This is a genomic window from Vibrio profundum, from assembly GCF_050337555.1.
GTDB classification, from domain to species: domain Bacteria; phylum Pseudomonadota; class Gammaproteobacteria; order Enterobacterales; family Vibrionaceae; genus Vibrio; species Vibrio profundum.
In genome coordinates this window covers 260,961-276,571 of the sequence record NZ_JAKJTA010000003.1, presented here as the reverse complement: position 1 = coordinate 276,571, position 15,611 = coordinate 260,961, and the positions used below count along the sequence as shown (strand labels likewise).

Annotated in this window: 18 protein-coding genes; all 18 read right to left on the bottom strand. The window is 47.2% G+C overall.

Annotated features, from left to right (window positions below):
• Positions 1–18: 18 nt before the first annotated feature.
• The 18 genes from L4C34_RS01310 to cheY all read right to left on the bottom strand — a co-directional run bounded on the left by L4C34_RS01310 (position 19) and on the right by cheY (position 15,602).
• A complete protein-coding gene (locus L4C34_RS01310) occupies positions 19–804 on the bottom strand; it encodes an MlaA family lipoprotein (protein ID WP_428787534.1) in 786 nt (261 codons plus the stop codon).
• Between the two features lie 65 nt (positions 805–869).
• A complete protein-coding gene (ccmI, locus tag L4C34_RS01305) occupies positions 870–2,174 on the bottom strand; it encodes a c-type cytochrome biogenesis protein CcmI (RefSeq protein ID WP_428787533.1) in 1,305 nt (434 codons plus the stop codon).
• On the bottom strand, positions 2,171–2,704 hold the full coding sequence (locus tag L4C34_RS01300) for a cytochrome c-type biogenesis protein (RefSeq protein ID WP_428787532.1): 534 nt from the start codon (positions 2,702–2,704) through the stop codon (positions 2,171–2,173). Before L4C34_RS01300 ends, ccmI begins: the two co-directional genes overlap by 4 nt.
• Complete coding sequence (locus L4C34_RS01295; protein WP_428787531.1) at positions 2,701–3,255, bottom strand: DsbE family thiol:disulfide interchange protein; 555 nt, start codon at positions 3,253–3,255, stop codon at positions 2,701–2,703. Before L4C34_RS01295 ends, L4C34_RS01300 begins: the two co-directional genes overlap by 4 nt.
• 3 nt (positions 3,256–3,258) lie before the next feature.
• On the bottom strand, positions 3,259–5,235 hold the full coding sequence (locus tag L4C34_RS01290) for a heme lyase CcmF/NrfE family subunit (protein WP_428787530.1): 1,977 nt from the start codon (positions 5,233–5,235) through the stop codon (positions 3,259–3,261).
• Positions 5,235–5,714, bottom strand: coding sequence for a cytochrome c maturation protein CcmE (gene ccmE, locus L4C34_RS01285; protein WP_428787529.1), 480 nt, complete (start codon positions 5,712–5,714; stop codon positions 5,235–5,237). The genes L4C34_RS01290 and ccmE overlap by 1 nt, the downstream gene beginning before the upstream one ends.
• Positions 5,711–5,917 (bottom strand): heme exporter protein CcmD, encoded by a 207-nt coding sequence (gene ccmD / locus L4C34_RS01280; protein WP_428787528.1) that lies wholly within the window; start codon positions 5,915–5,917, stop codon positions 5,711–5,713. The genes ccmE and ccmD overlap by 4 nt, the downstream gene beginning before the upstream one ends.
• Positions 5,917–6,687: a heme ABC transporter permease gene (locus L4C34_RS01275; RefSeq protein WP_428787527.1), complete on the bottom strand. Its 771-nt coding sequence runs from the start codon at positions 6,685–6,687 to the stop codon at positions 5,917–5,919. The genes ccmD and L4C34_RS01275 overlap by 1 nt, the downstream gene beginning before the upstream one ends.
• Positions 6,688–6,718: 31 nt before the next feature.
• Positions 6,719–7,393, bottom strand: a complete 675-nt coding sequence (ccmB, locus tag L4C34_RS01270) for a heme exporter protein CcmB (RefSeq protein ID WP_428787526.1) — start codon at positions 7,391–7,393, stop codon at positions 6,719–6,721.
• The gene (gene ccmA / locus L4C34_RS01265; protein WP_428787525.1) at positions 7,393–8,019 is read right to left on the bottom strand and encodes a cytochrome c biogenesis heme-transporting ATPase CcmA; all 627 of its coding nucleotides are present in this window, start codon (positions 8,017–8,019) and stop codon (positions 7,393–7,395) included. Before ccmA ends, ccmB begins: the two co-directional genes overlap by 1 nt.
• Before the next feature lie 151 nt (positions 8,020–8,170).
• Positions 8,171–8,665 (bottom strand): DUF2802 domain-containing protein, encoded by a 495-nt coding sequence (locus tag L4C34_RS01260; protein WP_428787524.1) that lies wholly within the window; start codon positions 8,663–8,665, stop codon positions 8,171–8,173.
• Positions 8,665–9,159, bottom strand: coding sequence for a chemotaxis protein CheW (locus L4C34_RS01255; protein WP_428787523.1), 495 nt, complete (start codon positions 9,157–9,159; stop codon positions 8,665–8,667). Before L4C34_RS01255 ends, L4C34_RS01260 begins: the two co-directional genes overlap by 1 nt.
• 33 nt (positions 9,160–9,192) lie before the next feature.
• Positions 9,193–10,257: a chemotaxis protein CheW gene (locus tag L4C34_RS01250; RefSeq protein WP_428787522.1), complete on the bottom strand. Its 1,065-nt coding sequence runs from the start codon at positions 10,255–10,257 to the stop codon at positions 9,193–9,195.
• Complete coding sequence (locus L4C34_RS01245; protein WP_428787521.1) at positions 10,247–11,023, bottom strand: ParA family protein; 777 nt, start codon at positions 11,021–11,023, stop codon at positions 10,247–10,249. Before L4C34_RS01245 ends, L4C34_RS01250 begins: the two co-directional genes overlap by 11 nt.
• A gap of 10 nt (positions 11,024–11,033) precedes the next feature.
• Complete coding sequence (locus L4C34_RS01240) at positions 11,034–12,143, bottom strand: protein-glutamate methylesterase/protein-glutamine glutaminase (RefSeq protein ID WP_428787520.1); 1,110 nt, start codon at positions 12,141–12,143, stop codon at positions 11,034–11,036.
• A gap of 27 nt (positions 12,144–12,170) precedes the next feature.
• Positions 12,171–14,450 carry a chemotaxis protein CheA gene (locus tag L4C34_RS01235; protein ID WP_428787519.1) on the bottom strand — a complete coding sequence of 760 codons (2,280 nt, stop codon included), beginning with the start codon at positions 14,448–14,450 and terminating at the stop codon, positions 12,171–12,173.
• A 9-nt stretch (positions 14,451–14,459) separates the two neighbouring features.
• The gene (locus L4C34_RS01230; protein ID WP_428787767.1) at positions 14,460–15,179 is read right to left on the bottom strand and encodes a protein phosphatase CheZ; all 720 of its coding nucleotides are present in this window, start codon (positions 15,177–15,179) and stop codon (positions 14,460–14,462) included.
• A gap of 54 nt (positions 15,180–15,233) precedes the next feature.
• Entirely contained in the window at positions 15,234–15,602 is a 369-nt protein-coding gene (cheY, locus tag L4C34_RS01225) for a chemotaxis response regulator CheY (RefSeq protein ID WP_118088826.1), read from the bottom strand.
• Positions 15,603–15,611: the final 9 nt, after the last annotated feature.

Below are 15,611 nucleotides of genomic sequence, written 5' to 3'. Positions count from 1 at the left end.
TAAATAAACGTTTACGCGTTAGTAACTACCATCCGTATACTGATCAATCAAATCATCATCTTCGGTTTGTTTTGGCTGCTCTGGCGGTTTCACTTCCGCTTTAAAGTCTTGATGTTGCAAATACACATCGCGTGTTAGCGCGTATGGATCAGGTGAATTATTCACCATCGGCTCTTGAGACACCAAGGCTGCGCGAGTTTCCATACCTTGGAACGCCCACTTACCTAGCGTTGCCCAAATATTGAGCAGAGAAAGCGGCACGTATAATTCATCGACATAGTCGGTCGATTCTCGCACCGTCCATGGGCCATAGCCCGGCACCATCACATAGGGGCCATTACCCACTCCATAGTGACCCGCCACATCGCCAAAGGTGCGATCGTCGTCATTAGTGATCCCTGCATACGAGGCAATATCAATCAGCCCCAGCAAACCAATCGTTGAGTTTATCCAAAAGCGGTTGAAGTGATTCACCGCCTCCTGCCCGTTCCCCATCAAGAGGTTATTGAGCATGCTGGCAGGTTCATCTAAGTTGGCGAGAAAATTGCCAATCCCAGTTCGCACAGGCACCGGAACATGGTGTACATAAGCAAGAGAAACAGGGCGAACAAAATAAGGGTCAAGATAATTGTAGTTTAAGTTCCACATTTCTCGGTTGAAGCCTTCTAAAGGATCGCCCGGTTGAGAAGTGGAGGATTTCGAGTCTGCGCCTACATTACCCTCTTCTTTTGGGGCGCTCGCGCAGGCTGACAATAAACAGACTAATAACAGTGACAAAACCCGTTTCGGGTAATAACTCTTCATGATACCTTTCCATAAAACTGAGGCTGGTCGTCGCCAGCCTCTTTACTTAGCGCTGAGTATAACGATTAATATCGCTTATCTATCTCTATTTCAGCAAGTTGGCCTGATTTTACAACATCACTTTGCCCATACCAATCCCCTTGTTTGGTCGAGACGTTGCCATCTTTATCAATACGCGCTTTCACCATAAACGTACTAAAGTCTGATATCTTCCGCCCCTGTATCATACTGTTGCTATCATCAAGCCGAACTTTCAGCGGGAAATGCTCTATTGGATAACGCGCCGCCGCTATAGGCATCGGTGAACCATCCGCAGAATGCACCGATACCACTAACACCGAACCCGGCTCAATCGCAACATTCGCGCCCAACGTTATTTCTACTGGTACAGAAGCTTTGGCAACGCTTTGTGAATACCTAGTGCCACCCTGGGCACTTTCGTTGACGGCCTTCCCCTCAGCTGAATTTGCTTTGGCTGCGATTCCTTTAATGGAGATTTCTTTGGCAGCACTTTCCCTTGCAGACTGAATACTGCGTGTTAGCAAAGCGTGACGGCTATCTTGTTCAGGCAGTAACTTTTGCATCGCTTGCCAGTAGGTGATTGCTTTTGCGTAATTTTGATTACGATATGCATCAAAAGCGATAAGCGACAGCACTTGCAAATTAGCATAGTCACGCTTAACTAATTCCTCCAGTATCACGCGCGCTTGTTGCTGGTCGGGTTCATCTTGCGACATCATCAGCGCCTGTGCATAGCCAAGGGCAATGGTTGGATTCTCAGGTTTCAGTGCATAGGCTTTTTCCATTGCACCCTGCGCAGAATTAGCATCTTGGTTAGCGATCGCCACCTTGCCAAGTAGCAACCAACCCATCGCATCATTTGGCTGATAAAATAATCGGGTGCGCAGCGCCAAAGATAAATCTTGCAACTGGCTCTCTGTCATCGGCTTATGGTTCTCAGACATCAGCAATCGAGAAAGCTCAGGTAAACGCTCGCTCACCGCTTGCCAATGAGCAACCTTTTCCGCTGCCCCGTATCGCACATACAAAGAATAAGACAGGGCAATCATCACAATCACCGCACCAATTAGCACTAACTTAGAAGACATCAGAAAAGTGCGTTTATCCGTCTCAGATTCTGGAATATCGTCAAGGAGGGAATGCTGCAAATCGACGATCATCGCCTGCTTGTCTTCCACTAAACCTGCGTCGTCTTCTTGCTGCAATTCTGTTAAACGATGGGTATAGAGAGCTTGGTTCAACTCATCACGCTGTGACGTACCCACATTCGTGCGTTTAAGCAGCGGAAACAAAATAATAAAAGTGGCAAACAAAATGATGGCGACCGTCGCTAGCCAAAATACGCTCATTTATCCTCTCCGTGTTTTTGCCGAGATTGATGCTCAGATTTGTGATTAGCTGTGTGAGTAGAGTTGGGTTCAGTTTTTTTCAACAGGCTATCTAATCGAGACTGTTTGTCTTCATCCCACTGGCCGCCTCCCTCAATGGAGGCCGCGCGGCGACTTCGCCATACAATACTGCCGAAGCCGATCACCAATACCATAAGTGGCCCAAGCCAAAGAATGGCAGTTGACCAGCTAAAAGGCGGCTCATAGGTAACAAAATTGCCGTAGCGCGCCACCATATAATCGACTATCTGCTGCTTAGATTGACCTTGTTTGGTCATCTGATACACCTTATTGCGTAGATCCTGCGCCAGCGCGGCGTTGGAATCAGCAATGGTGTTGTTCTGGCATTTCGGGCAACGTAAGGTGTTACTCAAATCTTGAAATTGCTTTTCTTGCTGCGGCGTATCAAAGCTATACACGTCTATCTCAGCGTATGCGAAAGATGTGTGCAAGCCTATCAAGGTCAGTGCTAAATAAAAAAGCCGCGTCATGATTTCGCCTCCGCGAGCATTTTTTTGTAAATCGGCTCTAAGGTGCTTTCCCAATTTTCCTGATTCACATCGCCCACATGGCGATAGCGAATGATTCCGTTGGCATCAATAAGAAAAGTCTCGGGCGCGCCGTACACACCTAAATTGAGACCAAACATACCGTCACCATCATACAAGGTCACCTGATACGGATTACCCAGTTTGTTTAGCCAATCAATTGCTTTGTTACGCTGATCTTTGTAATCGACACCGACAATATTCACGCCCTGACTGGCGAGTTTATTGAGATATTGATGCTCAGCATAACAAGTTGGGCACCATGTCGCCCATACGTTAAGTAGCTTAGGCTCGCCGTGAAAGAGGCTTTGATCGTACACCTTGTACTCACTGTCTAAACTCGATAAATGGAATTCAGGGACGGGTTTTCCAATCAGTACAGACTCTAGCTTCGTTGGGTCATCGCCTTTAGAGTTGCGATCCAATTGGGTGAAAAACACCACAATCAACAGAAGAAACGCAGCGAATGGAACAAATAACAACTTTTTATTCATCGACTATGCCTCTTGTGCCTGAGCGACTCGCTCATCACGTACTTTCTTCCTAAACCGATAACGTTTGTCACTGATAGCCACTGCGCCGCCTAGTGCCATGAATAAAGCGCCTGCCCAAATCCAGCGAATAAACGGCTTATAGTAAACTCGCACAGACCATGCTGGCCCGCCATTCAACTGTTCACCAATCGCAACGTACAAATCACGAGTAAAGCCTCTGTCTATTGCAGCTTCCGTCATCACAGAGCTTGCCGTTCGATAGAAACGTTTTTCGGCATGAAGTGTGTTGACGTACTTACCGGATTTGTTGACGGTAAAATCGGCCACATAGGCGTTATAGTTGGGGCCATTCACCGTGCGTAGTGCGGCAAACTGTAACTGATATCCAGCCACTTGAGTGTGTTCACCGGGTGCTAAACGCACATCATGCTCTTGGCTATAGTTTTGTACCATGGCAATGCCGATAACGGTGATCGCAAGGCCAACATGCGCCAGCATCATTGCCCAATGGCTGCGCTGTAGTTTACCCACGCCAACAATAAAGCTGTGCCTGTGGGTCGCCCGCTGATATAGCTCGACCCCGTGCATAAATATAATCCAAAGCGCCATTACCCAGCCTAGATACGCCATCAGTTCAAAACGTCCAGATAATCCATAGACAAAAGCAAAAGACAACAGTGCCGCGCCTAGCCCTGAAACTAGCATTGGCCGTTTTAGCTGAGACAAAGAATCTCGCTTCCAGCGAATCAAAGGACCAATCCCGAGCAAAAACGACAGCGGAATCATGAGCCAAGCAAATAGGCTATCAAAGAAAGGCGCGCCAATAGAAACAGAGCCAAGCCCCAACTGTTTATGCACTAAGGGAAGTAGTGTTCCAATCAGAACCACAACCAAGGCAGTAATAAGCAAGACATTATTGCCCAGCAGCACATTTTCACGAGACACCAAAGAGAAGTTCCCCCGCGTGCTCACCGAGCCACCTTTTAGCGCAAACAGGAGCAAAGATCCACCAATCACCAGCGCGATAAAGGCCAAAATAAACATGCCGCGGGCAGGATCAGAGGCAAAAGCATGCACAGAAACCAAAATGCCTGAGCGGACTAGAAATGTTCCGAGCAAGCTAAGCGAGAAAGCGGAAATGGCCAGTAGCACTGTCCAAGCCTTGAAGGTACCTCGTTTCTCAGTAACGGCAAGCGAATGCATCAAAGCGGTGCCCGCTAACCAAGGCATGAATGACGCGTTTTCCACCGGATCCCAGAACCACCAACCGCCCCAGCCTAATTCGTTATACGCCCACCAAGAGCCGAGCGCGATGCCTAGCGTCAAGAAGAGCCAAGCGGCGGTTGTCCATGGCCGAGACCAGCGAGCCCAAGCCGTATCGAGTCGCCCTGTCATCAGCGATGCAATCGCAAATGCGAACGCAACCGAAAACCCCACATAACCCATATACAGAAGAGGCGGATGAATAATGAGACCCGGGTCTTGCAGCAACGGATTCAAATCGCGGCCATCAACGGGGAAAAATGGCAAGGTGGTGAGGAAGGGATTAGAAGTCGCAACAATAAACAAAAGAAAGCCAACACTGACCATGCCCATTACAGAGAGCACCCGCGCGACTGACTCTAACGGCATACCGCGACTAAAGCTCGCAACGGCAACTGTCCAACCTGCTTGCATCAGAACCCAAAGCAGCAAAGAGCCTTCATGAGCCCCCCAAATAGCCGTGAGGCGATAATACCAAGGCAAGTGGCTATTGGAATTGTTGGCAACATATTGAATAGTAAAATCATTGCTATAAAACGCCCACAGCAAAATCGCGAATGCGAGGCAGATTAACGTGAACATCCCCCAAGATAACGGGCGAGCAGTACGCATTAGCAACTCGTTTTGTCTCATCGCGCCAATCAAGGGCAGCGCACTTAATAAAACCGCCAATGACAAAGAAACGATAAGAGCGAAGTGTCCAAGTTCTGCTATCACTATTGTTCTCCTGTCGCCAAGGCCGTGCCCGTATAAGTTTGGTGCTTTTTCTTCATCGCCTCAGCAAGCTCAGGCGGCATGTATTTTTCGTCATGTTTGGCGAGAACCTCAAAAGCGGCAACCGTGGTGGGGTTTTTCAGCGTTCCTTGGGCAACGATGCCTTGGCCTTCACGGAACAAGTCCGGCAAAATACCCGTGTAGGTAACCGTTACTTCTGGGCCCACATCACGTAACTTAAAGGTCACTTCAAGAGAATTAGGATCTCGTTTCACCGACCCTGGGACAACCATACCGCCGATTCTCAGTCTCTGGCCAATATATGGTTTAGTGCCGTCTGGCTTACCATCCACCAGCTCAGTTGGGGTATAGAACAAGTTAATATTTTGATTCAGCGCATAAAGAATTAATCCAATGGTCACGGCCATCCCAACTAGAATCGCCAACACAATGGTTAGTCGCTTCTTTCGTCTTGGATTCATAATGTGTCCTCCAAACCTTTCGCCGCTTCAATGCGAGCTTGACGCTCTAGGTGTTGCTGGATCTGCTTTATCGCTTGCTTACCTCGTCGTACGCTCAACCAAATCAATAGTAATAGCACAATCGCAGTGATCGAAAACGCACTCCAGACGTACCCTGCGTATCCGCCCATATTGATAAAATCCGCCCACGAATGAAAATACATCACTGAGTTCTCCCATCAAGGTTGTTACTCGCAAGCTTGTTGGTCACCAATTCAATGACCCAAGGCCGATGGCCTTCGCTGATGATAATTTCGCTGCGTAGCCGAATTAGCGTCACCGCGGCAAAAAAGAATGCAAACCCCACTAGGTTAATCAACAACGGCCACAACATGTCGGAAGCAATAGAAGGTTTGGCAAATTTTGAAATGCTCGCACCTTGATGCAAAGTGTTCCACCATTCAACGGAATAATGAATAATCGGCACGTTGACGACGCCGACAATGGCTAAAATACCTGCAGCTTTGGCCGCCAGCTTTCTATCGTCAAAGGCGTGATACAAAGCAATAACGCCCAAGTATAAAAACAATAGAATCAGCTCAGAAGTTAAACGCGCATCCCAGACCCACCACGCCCCCCACATGGGTTTCCCCCAGATGGAGCCCGTGACCAACGCAATGAATGTGAAAACTGCACCAATAGGCGCCATCGCTGACGCCGCTAAATCGGATAACCTGACCTGCCAGACAACGCCAACGAAGGCCGCCATTGCCATAGAAACATATACACCCAACGACCAAATCGCTGCGGGCACGTGAATATAAATAATCCTAAAGCTATCGCCCTGTTGGTAATCGGCAGGTGCAAAAAGTAGCCCCCACACGCTGCCCACCAGTAAACACACCAAAGCGATGCTTAAGCACCAAGGCAAAAAACGCCCACACAATTGGTAGGCCGCTTGAGGTCTTGCGTAGGGGTGTAACCATTTCCACATCTTTGTAACTCTCTTCTATATCTGGTGATCTTCACGACGATTGAATGCTGATTCTTAAAGCTGCGCTTATAGCAAATGGAGATAAGGTCACACTAGCGACCGATATAGCCGCCAAAATTGCAAGTAACCCATTGTAATTCATGCCGAGTGACGCCGCTTCAATCGCTGAGGTGGCAAATATTAATACCGGTATAAATAGAGGCAGGATTAACAGGCTAAGCAGCACTCCCCCTTTTTTTAGACCAACAGTTAACGCAACGCCTATCGCACCAATGAAACTTAATGCTGGCGTGCCCAATAATAAGGTCAATACCGTGGCAATCCATGTTGGTAATGTCATAGAAAAGAGCATTAGCAACAAGGGGCTGATAATAATTAAAGGAATCGCGGTCAGCAGCCAGTGTGCAAACACTTTGGCAACAACCACCGCAGATAAAGGCGTGGGTGTGAGCATCATTTGCTCGAGCGAACCGTCTTGGAAATCATCGCGAAACAAACGTTCAAATGAAATCATTGCCGCGAGCAGTGCCGCGACCCAGATAATACCGGGCGCAATTTTGGCGAGTAATTTCGGTACTGGGCCAATACTGAGGGGAAACAGCGTCAATACAATGACAAAAAACCACAATGGATTAAGGAGCTCTACCGATTTACGGTAAGCAATCAAGAGTTCGCGGCGAACAAGGGATGTCATCGCGGCCAACATTACTGCTTATCCCCCAAAGTGATGGTGCGCAGGCTATCGTGATTCAAAAAGATATCTTGGTGAGTGGTTAGCATTACCATCCCTCCCTCGCTCGCATGTCGTAGAAACACTTGCTCCAACACTTTCACCCCTTGCTTATCAATAGCGGTCAAAGGTTCATCGAGAATCCACAGCGGTTGCCGACTAAGCCACAAACGCGCTAGCGCAACTCGTCTTTGCTGTCCGGCAGATAGATGAGCCACCGCGACATCCTCTCTTCCCACTAAGCCGACTTTCATTAATGCAAAGTAAAGGTCTTGCTTGCTATGATTGTAATTTGCATGTGCTGAAAGCAGAAATCGCAGGTTTTCATATGCCGTCAGCTCTTTCTTAATCCCGGTTTGGTGACCAATAAACAATAAGTTGGAATGGTAGGCCTCGCGACTCGAGCTAACTTTTTCGCGGTTCCAATAGACCTCACCTTGGTCTTGACGGGCAAGCCCTGCGACCATTCGCAGCAAGGTGGTTTTGCCAGAGCCATTACGACCCGCAATTTGTAGCACTTCTCCTGCGTTTAATCTAAAAGAAAGACACTCAAATAACGTGCGCCCCTCGCGAGCAGCACTAAGCTGGTTAATTTCCAACATAATTAACTATTTATAATGTTTGAACTTTTAGTGTAACACAGTGTGGATAGGACAAGAGGTCAGCGGTGTCGTCTAAGTCACGAAAATGTATTCAATTGATTAAATGGCAGCCAAGCTGCCATTTATTTCACCGCGAATAATGCGTGGTTTGTTACTTTCGGCCAACCGATTGTCGGCCAGATCTCGTCCTCGCTTCGGGACTATTTTCCAATGGAGGGATTTTCTCTTCACCTGCGATCTTTTTCTGCAGTGACATCATCAGTTCCGCTTCTGCTTTAGGGAGCTCGCATTGTTCAATGAGCTCCTCTACATCTGCGCCCAACCGAGCCATTTTCGTCGCTCTTGAGTACAAACGCCCATCACTGTCTTCTTGTTCTAATTCAACAATCCTTTCACTCAAGTGGTGGAGGATTTCTTGCTGCTCATTCACTTTCTGCCCTAAACCAACCACAATAGAACGAACTTCCAGCAGCTGTTTATTCGATTTTTTCGCCTCTTTTTCCAGCAAACGATATTGCTGGCGATGATGATCTGTAAGTCGAAAAAGCTTTTTTCTAACACTCAACAATGTTGCAATCAATATCAGTGTGACAACACCAACCCCGGCAATAAAAAAATAAGGGGTCATCCACAACTCAATATTCATTACAAATGTTCCATCTCATCCCACTCATCTTCTGAGAGTAGTTTATTTAGATCGACCAATATGAGCAGTTTTCCTTCGCGATTACTGACACCTTGGATGAATTTCGAGCTTTCATCGGTACCGACACTTGGTGTTGTATCGATTTCGGATGAGCGCAGGTAAACCACTTCGGCGACACTATCGACTAAGATACCAATAACTTGGCGCTCCGATTCAATCACAATAATTCGCGTATTATCGGTGATCTCTCCTTCCATTAAGCCAAATCGAGAGCGGGTATCAATCACGGTAACCACATTGCCACGTAGATTGATGATCCCGAGTACGTAATCTGGTGCACCTGGCACAGGAGCAATCTCGGTGTAACGCAGGACTTCACGGACCTGCATAACATTAATGCCGTAAGTTTCTTCTTCTAGCTGGAACGTCACCCACTGAAGCACTTCGTCATTCGATTGATCTTTTCTTACTTCTACTTCACTTGTTTGAGACATACCCTTTCCTCTTTTGTCGTCACCGACATATCTCTATGTATCGAGTGCCTTAACATCCAATCCTGCCTTAAGCATAGCTATCATTGCTTCAACATGGATCAACGCACACATTTTTTCTTTTACCATTCCAGCAAGCCATGGTCTTTTCCCTGCCTGCTCTCTCCATCGCACTTTATCGATTTCGAGCACTTCAGTCCCTTTCAACTCTGTGCTGGCAAGCCCCCACATACTGCTCCCCAGCATCACGACATGTTTGTAGCCTTCAATATGACTGTCATCACACAGTTTTTCTGCCATCACCCACTTCGCCGTGTCCACAACATCTAATTGGGATTCCTTACTAGTTTGCAGCCCTAGATACCAATCTGGACGGCCAAGAAGCTGATTCATTGCATCAATTTTGTGTATCCCACCGAGTTCATCAAGCGGAACAGCAAAGGTGACACCATTTACTTCAAAATATAGCACTTGAAAGCTCTCGCTTCGCATTGTGCTATGCCACTCTTTTTCACCGCTATCATCTATGCTGACTTCAGCTTCTATTTCATGGACAGTTTCAGTTACTGGTTCTGTGTATTCGATTTCAACTTCGACTGGCTCTAGCGCAACTTCTGCTACCTCCGTCTGTAGTGAGGTGCCATCGACGAATTCTTCGCTAACTTCGCTAACTTCACTAACTTCGCTAACTTCACTAACTTCACTAACTTCACTAACTTCACTAACTTCACTAACTTCACTAACTTCAGATTCGGCTAGCTGTTCGTTTTTTTCAAGTTTGATCTGATCAGTATTCTGTTCAAGAACTTCTTCTAAATCGAGTGATTCAACCGGATTTTCCGATTCCAACTGACGTAGTAGCCTTTCCACGTCATCCAGATTAGGCATTTCTGGTTCATCGTGGGTGACTACGGAAGTCGCTTCTTCACCTATAGCTTGTTCAGCTACTGCTTGGCGTTGCGGTTGGGTCGCTTCTTCACTCGTGGTAGGAAGTGCCTCAACTAAATCTTTGCCAACCGTAAATGTATCCTCGTCAAGTAACGCTGAGAAGTAATCGTCTAGAGCTTGTTCACTCGAAACCCAAGAATCATTACCCATCAAACGCAGACCTCTCTAAATAAATCAGTAGTTGTTTATAAGCAAATACACCCCGACTACCGGCAGCAAAATGTGAAACTGGCAGATGCTTTAAGCTAGCATCACGAAACTTGGTATCAATGGGAACTGCTGACGTCCACACTTGATCAGGGTAGTTTTTCTTAAGCTGAGTCAGCGTCTGAAGAGAAGCATTCGTGCGTTTATCATACATTGTTGGTACTATAGTGACCTTAAAGGGATCGGGCCGCGACTTTTGCATTATTGCCAATGTGCGCACCATTCTTTCCAACCCTTTCATCGCAAGAAATTCAGTTTGAACTGGAATTAAAATCCTATCGCTCGCCGCCAAGGCGTTCACCATCATTACCCCTAAAATAGGTGGGCAATCTATTAACACATTGTCGTAAGAATCACGTAAACACTGCAAGGCTCGGGTTAATGTCAGCCCCATGCCACTGCGGTTGCCCATAACCCTATCTAGAGTGGCCAACGACATATGGGCGGGAATAATATCAATCCCCTCAACTGGGGTACGTAATATAAGCGGATTTATCTGCTGGGCCGTAAACTCTCTGAGCTGAAATAAGTCAAACAAGCTGGTTGATATACCATCTGGGTCGAAGCCTAGATAGGTCGTCAATGAGCCGTGAGGATCCGTATCAACCAATAAGACCCGCTTTCCTTGTTTGCTTAGCAAACCAGCTAAAGTGATAGTAGTGGTGGTTTTCCCTACCCCTCCTTTTTGATTTGCAACGCTCCATATAATCATGACTGCACCTTTATGCTAGGCCGACTTCGACCAGCATACGCTCCGCTATACGGTCTAACGGCAAATCCTCGGTCGAAATTCCCGCCTTAGCAACGGCTTGAGGCATGCCATAAACGACACAACTGTCTTCATCTTGAGCCCAGATAGTCGCTCCTGCTGACTTCAACATTCGCGCCCCTTCACGGCCATCAGCTCCCATGCCCGTGAGCACCATAGATAACACTTTATCCGCGTAGATTTTGGCGGCTGAGCCAAACGTCACATCCACACACGGTTTGTAATTCATTTTGTCGCCGCCATCGATAATTTTCAGCCGCGTTGACCCGGGGCGGCCTTCTACCATCATCTGCTTACCGCCGGGCGCAAGATACGCAACACCGGGACGTAAGGCATCACCGTCTTGCGCTTCTTTCACTTGAATCTTACATAGGCTATTCAATCGGCTAGCAAAAGCCTCAGTGAACGTTGCAGGCATATGCTGAATAAGCACAATTGGATGAGGATAATTAGCGGGCAGTCGCGTTAATATTTTTTGCAACGCAACCGGGCCTCCGGTCGATGTTCCTATCGCCGTTAGCTGATATTTTTTTCCAGACGGACGGAATCGCGCTGCAGGCTGGACACGCCCCTGAACTGGCTTGCTAGCTGTCGCCGAGCCCCCGCCTACGGGCTGAGTGCTAGATGTGCGATCAGCACTTGAGACTGGCCGACGCAAGGTGCGCTTTTTGGCTGCGATTTGAACCACACGTTGCTGCAGTAAAGAGACTGCTTCGTCACGATTACGCGCAATATCTTCAAACTTTTTAGGTAAAAAATCCAATGCACCAGCGTCTAACGCATCTAATGTTGCTTTTGCACCATCATGAGTTAGAGAAGAAAACATCAATATTGGGATAGGCTCTTTGGCCATGATTTGTTTGACGGCTGTGATACCGTCCATCACTGGCATTTCAATATCCATAGTGATCACGTCAGGTTTTAGCTCCAACGCTTTCTCTACCGCTTCTTTGCCATTTGTCGCCACACCAATGACTTCTAAACGCGATTCAGAATTAATGATTTCACTCACACGACGACGAAAGAAACTTGAATCATCAACAACTAATACTCTAATCGCCATAGGTATCCTTTTCCATGCGCAGCTAAATTAGACTCGAGAGGCTGCTGCATACTGTTTGAGTAAATCAGGAACGTCCAATATCAGAGCAATATGGCCGTCACTAGTTATGGTTGCACCTGCCATGCCAGGAGTTCCTTGTAACAGCTCATCTAACGGTTTAATAACCACTTCTTCTTGACCTATTAGCGTATCCACAACAAATCCAACTCTTTGACTACCAAGCTGAACTATCACCACGTGTCCATGACCTTTACGCAATTCAACTTGCCCTGCCTGACGCACCAGCCAGTTTTGTAAATAGAACAGAGGAATCGATTTCTCTCTGACAATAATCGTCAACTGTCCGTCAACAATATTGGTACGGCTCAAATCGAGGTGGAAAATCTCGTTGACGCTGGCTAAAGGTAGCGCAAACGGGTTGCCCGCAACACCAACCATTAACGTTGGCAGAATCGCTAGTGTGAGTGGAACCTTAATTGTTATTTTGGTCCCTTTGCCCATTTCGGAATCAATATCGATGGAACCATTTAGGGTATTGATCGCAGTTTTCACCACGTCCATGCCCACACCACGGCCGGAAATATCGGAAATTTGATCTTTACTAGAGAAGCCCGGCATAAAGATAAGGTTAAAACATTCTTTATTCGTTAAACGAGACGCGGCGTCTTCATCCATGATGCCTCTTTTCACGGCAATCCCACGCAGCTTATCAGGATCCATACCACCGCCATCATCGACAATAGCCAGTTCTATATGATCCCCTTCTTGCGAAGCAGACAAGATGACCTTACCACCGCGAGGCTTACCAGCAGCAGAGCGATCATCAGGCATTTCTATTCCATGGTCGACCGAGTTTCTCACCAAGTGAATTAGTGGATCAGCAAGCGCCTCAACTAAGTTTTTATCTAAATCTGTATCTTCGCCGCGCATTTCAAGGTTGATGTCTTTTTTCAAACTTCTCGCTAAATCACGAACCACTCGAGGAAAACGGCCAAACACTTTCTTAATTGGCTGCATCCGAGTCTTCATGACCGCACCCTGAAGGTCAGCTGTCACTACGTCTAAGTTAGATACCGCCTTAGCCATTTCTTCGTCATTACTATTAAGGCCGAGACTCAGTAATCGGTTACGAACCAATACCAATTCACCCACCATATTCATAATGGTATCGAGAGTCGATGTGTCCACCCGAACGGTTGCATCCGCTTGTGCTTTCTTACTCTGACTGGACTCAGCAGGGGGCTTAGGCTCTTTCTTAGCTTCCTTCACCGCAGGTTTTGCCGCAGCTGCCGGCGCTTTCTTAGGCGCTGGGGCTGGGGCTGGCGGTTCTATCTTAGGTGCCGCGGCGGCTGGCGCCTTAGGAGCAGGTGCACTTGCTGGAGCTGCAGGTTTCGTCGCCGCAGCTAGTTCTGCTTCGGATGGACCACCGTCACTGCCATGCAGTTCATCAAGCAATTTCTCAAATTCATCATCGGTCATTAAGCCTTCATCAGATGCCGCGGCACTTGATGGCGCAGGAGCGCTTGGTGGCGGAGCTGCTGCTGCTGGTGGCGCTGCTGCTGGAGCTGCTGAGTCTCCAGCTGTCGGGCTCTGCCCACTACCGTGCAATTCATCAAGCAGCTTTTCAAATTCATCATCAGTAATATCACTGCCCGGTGCTGGCGGCGGCGCTGGGGCCGAAGGCGGTGGTGTTGCAGGAGGTGTACTTGCCGCAGTTCCGGCATTAGGTGCCGTACCTTTACCATGCAGTTCGTCCAGCAATTGATCAAATTCGCTTTGGCTAATTTCATCGATTGAGCCTGAATTGACATTAGCTGCAGGTTCCGCCGGAGCAGGTTCAACTGGGGGGGGGGCGGCGGGTTCTGGCGGCGGAGGTTCTTGTGCTACGGGCTCAGCCGCTGGTTCTTCATCTTCCGATTCGGGCTTGCAAAGACGATGTAGCTCATCCAATAATGCCTGATCTGCCGGTACCAATGGTTCTGAGTCCTGTACGGCTTTAAACTGCTCATTAACCGTATCCAATGCCGACAGCATTGTATCCATAAGGCTGGCAGTGACGGAACGTTGACCATTACGAAGGATATCAAACACATTCTCAGCACCGTGACAGGTGTCAACGAGCTCAGTTAATGCTAAAAACCCCGCGCCTCCTTTTACGGTGTGAAACCCTCTGAAAATAGCATTCAACAACTCTTTATCGTCTGGATTGTTTTCCAGCTCTACCAACTGTTCGGAAAGAAGCTCTAGAATCTCACCAGCTTCTACCAAAAAGTCTTGAAGAATCTCTTCGTCTAACTCGTAGCTCATACACTTCCCCTAAAAACCAAGACTTGACAGCAAGTCATCGACTTCGTCTTGTGATGAAACTGCATCGGCTCTTTCTTGAGGATTCATAATAGGTCCTTCTGCTTCTATCGATGATGCTTTCTTCTCTGCCGATTCTTCCAGCTGATTTACCCCGAATACGGTCAATATTTCTACCAACCTACCCTCTACCTCATTTACTAAGGTGATCACTCGGCTGATAATTTGCCCCGTCAAGTCCTGAAAATCTTGAGCCATAAGGATTTCTGTTAACTGCCCTCTTAACTCGGAGCTATCTCCTTCTACCTCTCCGAGCAACTCATCAATCTGATGGCACAATGCTTTAAACTCTGCCAACTCAATACGCCCTTTCATCAGCTCATTCCATTTTGGGCGAACTTCCAAAAGCCCTTCATGAAGGTTGTCAGCGATTGGCATACAACGATCAACAGCATCCATCGTTTTATTGGCAGCAAACTCCGTCTTCTCAATCACATACTGAAGACGATCACGAGCGTCAGGAATTTCATCCTTGGCAATCTCGCTCATTCTTGTGTCGTCACCAAACTGCTTTAGCGACTCATGCAAATCTCGGGTGAGAGTGCCGACTTCCGCTAACATGGGATTAGTGACGACTTGCTCAACCATCTCCGCAACAAGCTCATTTGCTTCTTGTTGCTTTTCATTTTCTAACAGCTCTACTAGCTGTTTCGCCTGCTCTATTGAAATCATCCCTAACTGGCCTTTCTGCGCGTATTGAATTGTACAAGCCAACAATCAGACTTTTTATAAACGCTCAAAAATCTTATCAAGCTTTTCCTTAAGCGTTGCAGCAGTAAATGGTTTAACAATATAACCATTTACTCCAGCTTGAGCCGCTTCAATAATTTGCTCACGCTTGGCTTCTGCTGTAATCATCAATACAGGCAAATGTTTCAATTCTTCGTCAGCACGAATATTCTTGAGCAAATCGATCCCTTGCATACCTGGCATATTCCAGTCTGTCACAACAAATTCGAAATCACCCTTTTTAAGCATTGGCAATGCCGTTAACCCATCATCCGCTTCTTGGGTATTATTAAATCCCAAATCTCGAAGTAGGTTTTTTACGATACGGCGCATTGTTGAGAAATCATCAACAATAAGGATCTTCATATTTTTATT

Coding starts and splice junctions, on each gene's coding strand:
- L4C34_RS01310 (WP_428787534.1), bottom strand. CDS start 804: ATGAAGAGTTATTACCCGAAACGGGTTTTGTCACTGTTATTAGTCTGT.
- ccmI (WP_428787533.1), bottom strand. CDS start 2,174: ATGAGCGTATTTTGGCTAGCGACGGTCGCCATCATTTTGTTTGCCACT.
- L4C34_RS01300 (WP_428787532.1), bottom strand. CDS start 2,704: ATGACGCGGCTTTTTTATTTAGCACTGACCTTGATAGGCTTGCACACA.
- L4C34_RS01295 (WP_428787531.1), bottom strand. CDS start 3,255: ATGAATAAAAAGTTGTTATTTGTTCCATTCGCTGCGTTTCTTCTGTTG.
- ccmE (WP_428787529.1), bottom strand. CDS start 5,714: ATGAATCCAAGACGAAAGAAGCGACTAACCATTGTGTTGGCGATTCTA.
- ccmD (WP_428787528.1), bottom strand. CDS start 5,917: ATGTATTTTCATTCGTGGGCGGATTTTATCAATATGGGCGGATACGCA.
- L4C34_RS01275 (WP_428787527.1), bottom strand. CDS start 6,687: ATGTGGAAATGGTTACACCCCTACGCAAGACCTCAAGCGGCCTACCAA.
- ccmB (WP_428787526.1), bottom strand. CDS start 7,393: ATGTTGGCCGCGATGACATCCCTTGTTCGCCGCGAACTCTTGATTGCT.
- ccmA (WP_428787525.1), bottom strand. CDS start 8,019: ATGTTGGAAATTAACCAGCTTAGTGCTGCTCGCGAGGGGCGCACGTTA.
- L4C34_RS01260 (WP_428787524.1), bottom strand. CDS start 8,665: ATGAATATTGAGTTGTGGATGACCCCTTATTTTTTTATTGCCGGGGTT.
- L4C34_RS01255 (WP_428787523.1), bottom strand. CDS start 9,159: ATGTCTCAAACAAGTGAAGTAGAAGTAAGAAAAGATCAATCGAATGAC.
- L4C34_RS01245 (WP_428787521.1), bottom strand. CDS start 11,023: ATGATTATATGGAGCGTTGCAAATCAAAAAGGAGGGGTAGGGAAAACC.
- L4C34_RS01240 (WP_428787520.1), bottom strand. CDS start 12,143: ATGGCGATTAGAGTATTAGTTGTTGATGATTCAAGTTTCTTTCGTCGT.
- L4C34_RS01235 (WP_428787519.1), bottom strand. CDS start 14,450: ATGAGCTACGAGTTAGACGAAGAGATTCTTCAAGACTTTTTGGTAGAA.
- L4C34_RS01230 (WP_428787767.1), bottom strand. CDS start 15,179: ATGATTTCAATAGAGCAGGCGAAACAGCTAGTAGAGCTGTTAGAAAAT.
- cheY (WP_118088826.1), bottom strand. CDS start 15,602: ATGAAGATCCTTATTGTTGATGATTTCTCAACAATGCGCCGTATCGTA.